This is a genomic window from Moraxella sp., assembly GCF_024227015.1.
In the GTDB taxonomy this organism is placed as follows: Bacteria; Pseudomonadota; Gammaproteobacteria; order Pseudomonadales; family Moraxellaceae; genus Moraxella.
Window position 1 is genome coordinate 1 of sequence record NZ_JAAELD010000311.1, and the last position, 11,080, is coordinate 11,080.

11 protein-coding genes are annotated in these 11,080 nt (G+C 46.3%); 7 read left to right on the forward strand and 4 right to left on the reverse strand.

What is annotated here, in order from left to right; genetic code table 11:
* The coding region (locus tag GY683_RS07090) for a biotin--[acetyl-CoA-carboxylase] ligase (RefSeq protein WP_297288069.1) at positions 1-711 on the reverse strand (711 nt) is incomplete at its 3' end.
* A 72-nt stretch (positions 712-783) separates the two neighbouring features.
* Between GY683_RS07090 and GY683_RS07095 the strand changes: the two genes are divergently transcribed.
* Both GY683_RS07095 and smc read left to right on the forward strand, forming a co-directional pair.
* Positions 784-1,593, forward strand: a complete 810-nt coding sequence (locus GY683_RS07095) for a sulfite exporter TauE/SafE family protein (RefSeq protein WP_297288070.1) — start codon at positions 784-786, stop codon at positions 1,591-1,593.
* A 202-nt stretch (positions 1,594-1,795) separates the two neighbouring features.
* Entirely contained in the window at positions 1,796-5,359 is a 3,564-nt protein-coding gene (smc, locus tag GY683_RS07100; protein ID WP_297288071.1) for a chromosome segregation protein SMC, read from the forward strand.
* Between the two features lie 54 nt (positions 5,360-5,413).
* On the opposite strand, the gene msrA is transcribed toward smc, so the two are convergent.
* Entirely contained in the window at positions 5,414-5,932 is a 519-nt protein-coding gene (gene msrA / locus GY683_RS07105) for a peptide-methionine (S)-S-oxide reductase MsrA (protein WP_297288072.1), read from the reverse strand.
* Between the two features lie 70 nt (positions 5,933-6,002).
* Between msrA and cmoA the strand changes: the two genes are divergently transcribed.
* Together cmoA and cmoB are read left to right on the forward strand one after the other, a co-directional pair.
* A complete protein-coding gene (gene cmoA, locus GY683_RS07110) occupies positions 6,003-6,782 on the forward strand; it encodes a carboxy-S-adenosyl-L-methionine synthase CmoA (RefSeq protein ID WP_297288073.1) in 780 nt (259 codons plus the stop codon).
* Positions 6,783-6,788: 6 nt separating this feature from the next.
* Positions 6,789-7,799 (forward strand): tRNA 5-methoxyuridine(34)/uridine 5-oxyacetic acid(34) synthase CmoB, encoded by a 1,011-nt coding sequence (gene cmoB / locus GY683_RS07115; RefSeq protein WP_297288074.1) that lies wholly within the window; start codon positions 6,789-6,791, stop codon positions 7,797-7,799.
* Positions 7,800-7,817: 18 nt separating this feature from the next.
* On the opposite strand, the gene GY683_RS07120 is transcribed toward cmoB, so the two are convergent.
* Positions 7,818-8,039 (reverse strand): DUF2788 domain-containing protein, encoded by a 222-nt coding sequence (locus tag GY683_RS07120; RefSeq protein ID WP_297288075.1) that lies wholly within the window; start codon positions 8,037-8,039, stop codon positions 7,818-7,820.
* Between the two features lie 174 nt (positions 8,040-8,213).
* Here GY683_RS07120 and GY683_RS07125 point away from each other — a divergent pair, with 174 nt between their 5' ends.
* On the forward strand, positions 8,214-8,939 hold the full coding sequence (locus tag GY683_RS07125) for an SPOR domain-containing protein (RefSeq protein ID WP_297288076.1): 726 nt from the start codon (positions 8,214-8,216) through the stop codon (positions 8,937-8,939).
* A 57-nt stretch (positions 8,940-8,996) separates the two neighbouring features.
* Here the strand turns inward: GY683_RS07125 and GY683_RS07130 are convergent, their stop codons facing one another.
* Complete coding sequence (locus tag GY683_RS07130) at positions 8,997-9,923, reverse strand: DUF808 domain-containing protein (protein WP_297288077.1); 927 nt, start codon at positions 9,921-9,923, stop codon at positions 8,997-8,999.
* A 254-nt stretch (positions 9,924-10,177) separates the two neighbouring features.
* Between GY683_RS07130 and GY683_RS07135 the strand changes: the two genes are divergently transcribed.
* On the forward strand, positions 10,178-10,501 hold the full coding sequence (locus GY683_RS07135) for a hypothetical protein (RefSeq protein WP_297288078.1): 324 nt from the start codon (positions 10,178-10,180) through the stop codon (positions 10,499-10,501).
* A gap of 222 nt (positions 10,502-10,723) precedes the next feature.
* Positions 10,724-10,939 (forward strand): 30S ribosomal protein S21, encoded by a 216-nt coding sequence (gene rpsU / locus GY683_RS07140; protein WP_036365938.1) that lies wholly within the window; start codon positions 10,724-10,726, stop codon positions 10,937-10,939.
* Positions 10,940-11,080 lie beyond the last annotated feature (141 nt).

Here is an 11,080-nt window from a genome sequence, read left to right on the forward strand (position 1 = left end):
CATAAAAATATGAATAAGTTTGTCGGTCAAAAGATGATTGGCGTTAAATTTATCAATAAAATTTTGCAGATACATGGGTTCTTTGCAATGATTGCAAATCTCTACCGCTTGAAAGATTGCATTTGCCATTGGGATATATAAATCTTGGGCGGTTGTTTTTATGTCGGATAATTCTTTTAAACAAGTCGCTTGATAAAGACCGTCTTTTATCATAGGCGAATTATTGACATTTAGCCCCACGCCAATCACCACGCCCACAAGCGTATTTTTATCCAATTTTTTAAAAACAGGTTCAATTAAAATACCAGCCAATTTTTTAAAAAATCCTGCTTTATCATCATAAAAACCCACGTCATTTGCCCATTTTACGCCAATGGGGGGTAAGTTATTTTCGGTGCGAGTTTGATTGATGATTTGAATGATTTTTAATTGGGCAAGTTGATAGCCGACCGCCAATGACAATAAGCCCGATAATTGATATAAGTCAAATCGCCCCTGCCCAATCGGAACATATAAAGACAAAAACACATTGTCCGCACCACTCACCCATGTCCGCCCATGCTGTCCACGCCCTGCCGTCTGATGGCTTGCCGTGTATAGGTGGGGGGCGGTGTGGGGGTGCGCGCCGTCTATGATGGCATGGATAAGCTGGGTGTTCGTGCTGTCTGTCGTGTCAAAATGGGTGTGATGCGTAGATGTAACAAAAGCCATAATTTTGGTTTTTTAAAATGGGTAAAATTAAGCTATAATAGCACAATTTTATTAATTGATGAGTGTGTCATTATGATGTATCTATGGTTTGTGGTCGCAGGAGCGTTTGCAGGTGTGTGCGCAGGGCTGTTTGGTGTGGGCGGTGGTCTGATCATCGTGCCTGCGTTGGTGTGGATTTTGTCGGCATATGGTTTCCCTAGTGAGATTATCCCACATGTGTCGGTGGGGACGGCGCTCGCGACCATCATCATCACGTCTATCAGCTCGCTAACTGCCCACAACAAAAAAGGCGGTGTGCGCTGGGACGTCTTTAAAAACTTGACTTATGGTTTGGTGATTGGTTCGCTGTTTGGGGCGTGGGTGGCAACACTGATTCAAGGGGATTATTTACAAGGTCTGATTGGTGTGTTCGCCATCATCATGTCTATTCAGATGTTCATGAAAAAGGCGGATGAGAACATTAAGCCTCTACCCAAGCCAATGAGTCAAAGCGTGGCGGGCGGTGTCATTGGCATGGCTTCGGCGATTTTTGGGATTGGCGGTGGTAGCTTGAATGTACCGTATCTTACGCACGCAGGTTTGCCGATGAAACAAGCGGTCGGCACCAGTGCGGCGTGTGGTCTGCCAATTGCCATTGCTGGGGCGCTTGGATTTATGATATTTGGGCGAAGTCATGTGGCAAACATGAGCGAGCCTGTGGCGGGACTGATTGGCTTTGTGCATTTGCCTGCCTTTGTTGCCATTAGCGTGGCAAGCTTCATCACTGCCAAACTTGGGGCAAAAATCGCTCACAAAATGCCTGCCGCCACACTCAAAAAAGCCTTTGCTTGTTTGCTCATTGTGGTGGGGTGTCAATTGTTCTGGGGTGCTTTTTCAGGCTGATTTGCGCTGAATATGCCAAAAGCCTTGATGTTAATCAAGGCTTTTTTATCGCAAATTTAAATTCAGTCTTTTCATTTTAATTTTAATACATGTTGGTTGATTATTAGAACCCAAGAAAACCACACAGATTGCACAAAACGACATTCAAAATTTGTTATAATAGCCATCTTTTGTTTCTTATTATCCCAAAAACTGCCAAATCATGCGCCTAAAATCCCTAAAACTCGCCGGCTTTAAATCCTTTGCCAATCCCACCACTTTTACCTTTAAGCATGACATCACCGCCATTGTCGGGCCGAATGGCTGTGGTAAGTCGAACGTGATTGACGCGATTCGCTGGGTGCTGGGTGAAACGAGCGCCAAGCAACTTCGCGGCGGGGCGATGAGTGATGTGATCTTTGCTGGGGTGGAGGGACGAGCGGGCAAATCTTTGGCGAGTGTGGAGCTGACCTTTGAACATACTCAGGATGAGAGCAGCGGCATTCGTCATGCGCTGAACCTGTATCAAGAATTGACCCTGCGCCGTCAAGTGACCAAAGACGGCAAATCTGATTACTTCATCAACGGTCAGCGAGTGCGTCGCCGTGATGTGGTGGATGTGTTCTTGGGTACGGGTCTGGGTGCGCGAAGTTATGCGGTGATCGAGCAGGGCATGATTGGGCGAATCGTGGATTCTAGCCCGATGGAGCTGCGTTCGTTCATCGAGGAGGGGGCGGGTGTTTCTCGTTATCAGGCGCGCCGTGACGAAACTCAAAAAAAGCTCGACGAAGCCCGTGATAACTTGGAACGCCTCTCCGACCTACAGGGCGAATTAAAAAAACAACAGCGCACGCTCATGCGCCAAGCCGAATCCGCCAAAAGATATCAAGAGCTGTCCGATGAGCTTGCCAAAATTAACAAAGAAGACCTGCTAAAGCGTATCTTTGAGGCGTGGCAATATCACGAACACAAAAAAACCCAGCAGGTCAGCTCATCAGAGACCCTAAGCGCGCTTGAAACTGTGGTAAATAAAGCCAAAGTGGAGCTTGAACGTCTGTCCAATAAGGTTGCCGAAGGGCAGTGGCTAAAGGATGATGCACGTGATAAATATCATAATGCGCAGATGGCGGAGCAAACAGCTCAGCATAATTTTTATACATTAAATCAAGAACTTAGCCAAGCTGATGATAAAATCCAAAGGCTAACGCTCATCAAAACCGAAGCGCTAGATGGCATCGCACACGCCACAAAAGAACTGACCAAGCTAAACGAAGAGCGTGCAAACATTGAGCCATCATTAAAGACACTGGGCGATCAACTTACCCAAAAACAAGCTGAACTGAATCAGCTTCAAGGCAATTGGCAAAGCATCCGAGATGATGTAAATACGCTTCAAGCTCAAAAAAACACCCTAGAAAATGCCCAAAAACTTGCTGAATCTCAAAAAAGCCGCGTGCTGGCCAATCGCGAAAAATGGATAAAAAAACATAATGAGCTGGTGCTGTCTTTTGAGTCTATTGGCAAAGAAAATAGTGCTGATACTGATGAATTGACCCGTTTGGCAGGCGAGATTAAGACGCTAAGCCTACGCCAAGAATCTTTGGCGGACGATGATGATAAAGATAAGCTTAACGAACTAACCAAGACGGTTCAGTCATTACAAGCATCACACGCTGCCCTTGAGAAGCGCCATACCGCCTTGGCGAGCGAATATGACATCCTGCATAAGATGGTACACGCCAAACCAAAGGCAGAAGAGGCATCAACCAATACCGATGATTTTTCGCATCTGACTCGTCTAAAAGACGTGGTACGCCTGAGTCGTCAGGGCGAGAGCTTTGCTGGGGTGTTGGATGGATTCTTGGGTTTTTGGATGGATGCCAAGATTTTTGATGATTTGGCATTAAAGGCAGCTTTGGCAGCGCCGAGCGTCAAGGACAAACAAGCGAGCCGAGCCATCTTTAAGGCGGGTGGCGGCTATGGCGTGAATGATGGCAGTCTCATCGCTTTTGGGCAGCTGTTCGATGCGCCAAGATTAAAGCTGTTCGATGCTTGCTATCTGCTGGATGAAGAGCTTGGCGAGCAGGCTTTATCTCGGCTGAGCGATCAGATCACAGATGGTCGATTAATCTTGACCAAGACAGGCTGGCTGATTGGCTCGTTTGGCATGATTCATGGCTCAAGCTTTGGCGCGGAGTCGTCGCTACTTAGTCAAAAAGCCGAACACAGCAAGCGTCTGGGTCAGCTAGAAGATGAGCTGGGCGCGTTAGAAGATGAGCTGGAGCAAAGCGAAAAAATATTAAAAACTCATACCGCTCAGCTTGAAGTACTTAAAATCGCCCAAGATGAGAAAAATGCTCAGATGACAGCCGTGCTCTCAAATCTCCATAAGGCGCAGCAGGCACATATGACATTACAGGCCAAAATTCAAACCGATGCCATCAAGCGAGAGAATTTTGCTAAGAATAAAGCCGCTCTGGATGAAGAAAAAGAAGAGATCGGAGGCGAGCTTAAGGCGTTAGAAAGCCAAATAGCTGACAGCATTCAGCAGTTGAGCGAGCATCTGCCGCGTTTTGAGGCAGCACAAAATACGATGATGGCCATGACCAAAAGCATGGATGAATTAAACGCTCAGGTTAAGGCATTGTCGGATGAGCATCAGGGGCTTCAGCTAAAAAACAGCACGCTTACCCAAGCACTCACTCACACTCAAAGACTGCTTGAACTTGCCCAAAAAAACTTGAGTCAAGCTGAGACTGACATCCAAGTCGTCAAAGACAACGAAAAAAATCTCACCGCCAAGCTGCCACAGCTTGAGACGGCATTCAAAGACGCCAAAGCTCAGACCGTCGCGCTTAAGATCATCAGCGAAGAACATGAGGCGGCCGCCAAGGCGCTGCAGCTCATGCAGGTAAAACTACAAGAGAACTTGACCGAGGCACACACGAATTTTGCTAAGGCTCAGACAGAAGCTGCACAGATCACAGCAGATACTGCGGTGGGCGAGAGCCGTTTGAATGACTTAGGTGATGAGATGATGCGCATCGATGAAGGCTTTAATTTGCCTTCGGCGTTGGCAGATTTTCGAGCCAAAACACCAAAATTCAAGGACAACACCGCTCGTATCGATGCCATCAAGGCAGACATCGCCAAGCTGGGCGCGGTGAACCTTGCGGCCGCCCAAGAGCTTGCCGAGCTTGAAGAGCGCGTGTCGCCCATGGATACCCAGATTAATGACATCACAGAGAGTATGGCGAAGCTAAAAGACGCGATCTCTGCCATCGATGAGAAGACTAAGGCGTTATTCTTGTCTGCACTGGATGCTGTGAATGCCGAGCTTAATTCGCTATTTACCAAAGTATTCGGTGGTGGTCAGGCGAGCCTTACGCTGATTGATGATGAGAATCTGACCAAAGCAGATAAATGGCGAGCAGGATTGGTATTGATGGCGCAGCCAAAAGGAAAAAAGAACAGTCGTCTGGCGGTGCTCTCTGGCGGTGAGAAAACTTTGACTGCACTAAGTTTGATTTTTGCGATTTTTAAACAGCATCCTGCGCCGTTCTGTGTGCTTGATGAGGTGGATGCGCCGCTTGATGATGCTAACGTGGGACGTTTTACCAGCTTGATTCACGAGCTTGCCGACAGCGTGCAGTTTATTTTTATCAGTCATAATAAGCTTGCCATGCAGATCGCCGATGAGCTAAAAGGCATCACCATGCCAACCGCGGGCATCTCAAGCCTTGTGACGGTCAACCTAGAAGAAGCAGAAAAATACATCGAAAGCTAGGCGTTGCGCCAATAAAAACCCACCAAACGGTGGATTTGTGTGTTTTTCTCTATGTTATTTTAAATATTCGCTAAAATTTGCGCGCAGTTTGGCAAGCTTTGGCGGAATGGCAAAATTACAATACGACTGAGCAGGGTTTTTGGCGAAGAAATTTTGATGATAATCCTCTGCTTGATAGAATTCGGGTGCAGGGCGGACTTGGGTCACGACCGCGATGCCATCTGCCTTTAAGGCATTGATCTTGTCATGAATCACATCAAGCTGAGCGCCATCGGTATAAAAAATCATCGAGGCGTACTGTGTGCCGATGTCATTGCCTTGACGGTTTGGGGTTGTGGGGTCATGCGTGGCAAAAAACACATCCAAAATCACCGAAAGATCAATCACATTCTCATCAAAAGTCACATCAATGACTTCAACATGACCTGTCTGCCCTGTGCAGACCGTCTCATAGTCTGCGGTCTGTGCTGTGCCGCCTGCATAGCCCGATACGACAGATTGCACCCCTTTTAATGACAAAAACACGCTTTCTGTGCACCAAAAACAGCCGCCGCCCAAGATGATGTGTTGCATAATTTTTCCTTAGTCTGCCAAAAAATGATAGAATAACACGTTTATATAGACAAATATCACAAAATCAACCATGAACGATGATACCAAGCCTAACGCAGGCAATGACACGATATTTACCACGCCGCTAGACAAGCACGCACGCTTTAGTTTTGATGAAGAAGTGGTGGCGTGTTTTCCTGACATGATTCGACGCAGCGTGCCAGGTTATGGGCAGATGCTTGCGATGTTGCCGATTTTTGCCAAGCGTCATTTGTCTTTCGGTCAAATTAATGAATCGGGCAAAAAAATCAGCCGCATTTATGATTTGGGCTGTTCTTTGGGTGCGGTGAGTTTTGCTTTAGCGGATAAATTTGATGCCGATGACATTGAGATTCGTGCGATTGACATCTCAGCGCCGATGATTGAGCGTGCCAAATCGGTGCTTGGTGAGCATTATCCTAATCATGACATTCGCTTTGTCTTAGCGGATGTGTGCGAGATTGAATTTGAGCCATGTGACATGATTGTGCTGAATTTGACCTTGCAATTTTTGCCACCTGATGTTCGTCTGTCACTACTACAAAAATGCCACGACGCGCTGAATGAAGGCGGCATACTAATCTTAACCGAGAAGACGCACCTGGTCGATGAGCAGGATGATGCTTGGCAGGTTGAGCGTTATTATGATTTTAAGCGTGCCAATGGCTATAGTGAGCTTGAGATCAGCGGTAAGCGTAACGCTCTGGAGAATGTACTGATTACCGATACCTTGGATGTGCATCATGAGCGACTGGCTCAAGCCGGATTTGATCGCAGCTTGACATGGTTTCGGTTTTTAAACTTTGTATCGATGATTGCTTTTAAACAATAATTTATCATGAATAATACGATTTTTAATGCTGAGCAGGCGCTATATATGCACCTGATACAGATGAGTAAATATCACCCAAAAGCAGGCGAGTGGATCGCTACCATGCCCAGCTGGCTATCTGCCATCAAGGATAAACGTCGTTATGCGCATGCGCCATTTTATGCGTCCGCCATTGAGCGTTTGCCGGCAGTGCCGACCATCAGCACGAATTTGAGCGATAAAGTCGAAGCTGTACTAGATTGGCAAATGGCTGATTTTAAAAAAACGCAAAGCCTGCTGATGAACCTAAAGCCGTGGCGAAAGGGTCCATTTTTCTTGTCATCTGATGATAAGGACAAGAGCATTCACATTGACACAGAATGGCGTTCGGACTTTAAGTGGGAGCGTGTGAGGGCGCATTTAGATCTACAAAATAAACGGATCTTGGATGTGGGTGGCGGCTCGGGTTATCACGGCTTTAGAATGCTTGGTGATGGCGCCAAATCGGTGATTGTCATCGACCCATCTTGTCTGTTTTATCATCAATTCATGGCGATTAAGCACTTCATGGGTGTGGATTTGCCCGTGCATTACATTCCTGTGCCGCTTGAGAGCTTACCTGCTGATAGTGGGTTATTTGATGTGGTATTTAGTATGGGCGTGTTGTATCATCGCGCATCGCCGTTTGAGCACTTTGAGCAGCTTAAAGGTCAGCTTCAAAAGGGCGGTACGCTTGTGCTTGAGACCTTGGTGGTGGATGGCGATGAGCATACCGTGCTGGTACCAGATGATCGCTACGCGCAAATGAATAACGTATACTTCTTACCAAGCGTGCCTGCCTTGACCAAGTGGCTCACTAAGGCGGGCTTTAGCGATGTTCGCTGTGTGGATGTGGATGTGACTTCAACCGATGAGCAGCGGGCGACAGCGTGGATGGATTACCAGTCTTTGGCGGACTTTTTGGATAAAGACGACCCAACTAAAACAGTAGAGGGCTATCCTGCACCAAAACGCGCTGTCATGATCGCAAAAAGATGAGAATCTTGGGTCAGATGGTTAAATAAACCATTTGCCAAGCACCCATTCGATCACGATTTTTGCCAAGAATCCAAAAAAACCCATGCCTAAGGCGACAAAAATCCAAAAGGTGCCTTGCTTGCCTGCGTTAGATTTTTTGGAGATATCCCACATAATAAAGAACAAAAACGCAATAAAAATCGGCAGTAGGATGTATAGACCTGCGGCGGTGATGGTTTCTTCTGAGACAGCTAGAATCATGGCGGTTCTCTTTTTTATTATTGACTTTGTTCTATTATAGCATAATTTTAACTGAATGAATTGAGCCAAACATGCCAAAATTACTGACTTAAGCGCGTAAAATTTTCCACTTAATCCAAAAAACTTGCTACAATATCGCATTTATGGATTTAATTTCATTAAATTTTAACTAACATGATAAATAAACAAAAACCGTCTGCCGTCTATAAAGAAACCGAAGTCCGAAAAAGCTCAGGGCTTTTAAGTTTGTTTTGGATGCTTTTGGCGATCGCGATTGGCGCGGTGATTGCCGTGCTGATCTATCGTTCGCCCATCTTTGATGACAGACGTGCGACAGCTGTGCAGATCCAAGCAGAAGATGACATCGTTCCACAGACCAATGCTGGTGGCGCTTCTGCATCTATAGGCGCTCCTACGGCCACATCTTCTGAGCCGATTAACTATGAGTTCTATGACATTCTGCCTAAGCAGGATTTTCGCAGTGTGCCTGAGGGTGTTAGCGTTCAAGAATCGAATGCCAATAGCGACCGAGTGGTGGGTGCTGATGCTGTCGTTCAAGCCAAAGACGAACCAGAAGTGAAGATCGAGATTATAGAAGAAGATGCTACCTATGATAGCGACGATGCGGCAATAGCCTCCGAAGATACTAAGCCAGCGGGGACGACCTATATTCTGCAGATTAGAAGCTATTCTGATGCAGCAGCGGCAGATGAGAAGCGTGCCCAAGTCATGCTAGCAGGCGTGGATGCGGTAGTCCTGCGCCGTGTGGACAGCGCGACTCAGGCGACCTTTTATCAGGTGGTCTCAGCGCCCATGTCGAGCCGTGCTGAGGTGAGTGCTGCTGCACAAAAATTAAGCAGTAATGGCATAGATGCAGTCATTATAGAGCAAAGACGCTAATTTATTAATCATAAAAATAACCCCTGCTAAGTCAGGGGTTATTTTTATCAGCTAAAATCAATGAGCGTTTTTGTCTGTCATTTTTTTGAACAGCACATAGAGCGCAAGAATGATCAATCCAGCCAACAGACCAACGATGCCGTTATAGGCAGTTTCGGTCAATCCGCCAAACACACCCGAAAGCGCTGCCAGATCTTCGGCTTGATGATGCAGGATGTCGATGCCGTGAACCAAGATACCACCACCTACCAAGAACATGGCAAGCGTGCCTGCGATGGATAAGAATTTCATGAGTTTTGGGGCAAAGGCTAGCAAGCCACGACCAAGCTTTTGACTGCCTGCGCCAGGCTTTTGAGTGAGGCTTAGACCGACGTCGTCAATTTTTACGATCAGTGCAACCAGCCCATAAACACCCACTGTCATCAAGATGGCGATGGCGGATAAGGCCAGGGCCTTGGTTTGTAATGTGCTGGCAGTCATCACGCCAAGCGAGATAACGACAATCTCAGCAGATAGAATGAAGTCAGTGCGAATGGCGCCTTTGATTTTTTCTTTTTCGAGTGCGACCAAGTCCACTGATTCATCAGCATTCGCTGCCAAGCGTTCGACATGCGCATCTTCATCATCTAGGTCATGGGGCAGCAATTGGGGTGCGAATTTATGAACGATCTTCTCAGCGCCTTCAAAGCATAAAAACAAGCCGCCGATCATCAAAAGCGGCGTAATCAACCAGGCCGCCACCGCGCTGATGATGAGTGCAGCAGGTACCAAGATTAGCTTATTGACGAATGAGCCTTTTGCCACCGCCCAGACGACACTAAGCTCACGATCTGCACGCACGCCGGTTACTTGCTGGGCGTTCAGTGCTAGGTCGTCACCCAAGACACCTGCGGTTTTTTTGGTCGCAAGTTTAGTCATCGTTGCCACGTCATCTAGGATGGTACTGATGTCATCAAGCAACATCAATAAACTACCACCAGCCATAGGGACTCCTAATTGTTAATTTTTTAAGGTTATTTTGGTTAAAATTTGGCACATTATACTCATCTTTTGGTAAAGAATTTGTAAAGTTTGGTAGTCGCGCATTGATGTTGGTATATTTGAATAAAAATTTTCAATATGTGATTTAATTCTTATGAAAATTGTGGGATTTTATGGCATAATAAGCGGATAATTGTGATTAATTTGGCTTAGATATTTGGCCTGATTTTGGTGTTTTAATATTATTTGGAGATATTATGAAAGTTCAAGTTTTGGTAGCAGCATTAGCTGCAGCGGTTCTTGTATCAGCGTGTGGCGACAAGCACGAAAAAGTTCATGCAGTGGATAAAGTAGCAGAAGCAGAAGCTGCCGCCATCGAAAAAGCCCCAAAAGCTGAAGAAGTGAAGTTCGACGATCACGGTCAGCCAACATTTGCTGAAGCATCTGGTGCGACCACTGCAACACCAGCCGCCGATTCAGCTACTGAAGCTACTACTGAAGCTGCTCCTGCAGCAGATGCAGCGACAGCAGAAGAAGCTAAAGCCGCTACAGATGCTGCCGCTACCACTGAAAGCAAATAATAAATTGTTCTAATTTATCCAAATGATGCGCAGATTTTGGTTGTATTTTGTCTGTGCATCATTTATAATATTGCGCTTGTCTTAGCTTGATTTTGGCTGGACAATCCGCCCAGCGGAAAATGACCATCCCGATTTGAGCTGATGCCCACGCCCAAGACCGTGACGCTATATAACATAACACAGCCTGATCGATGCCATCTGTCTTGTTATTAGGAGTATCCCATGCCTTTAGTTAAGGTTAAAGAGAACGAACCAGTTGATATCGCCATCCGTCGCTTCAAGCGCGCGTGTGAAAAAGCAGGTGTATTGGCTGACGTTCGTAAAAAAGAATTCTTCGAAAAGCCAACGCAAGAACGTAAGCGCAAAAAAGCCGCTGCTGTTAAGCGTTACAAGAAAAAAGTATGGCGCGAGCAAGTTCGCACAGTACGTAAATACTAATCTTGTTATATAGATTAGTATCGATAAAACCCCGAATTAATTCGGGGTTTTATTTTGAGCGGAAAGAAAGCTAAATAAAAAAACCTGCCGTTGGGCAGGTTTTTTTTGAATGCGGTGATTACTCAGCAGCTGCTTCGGCAG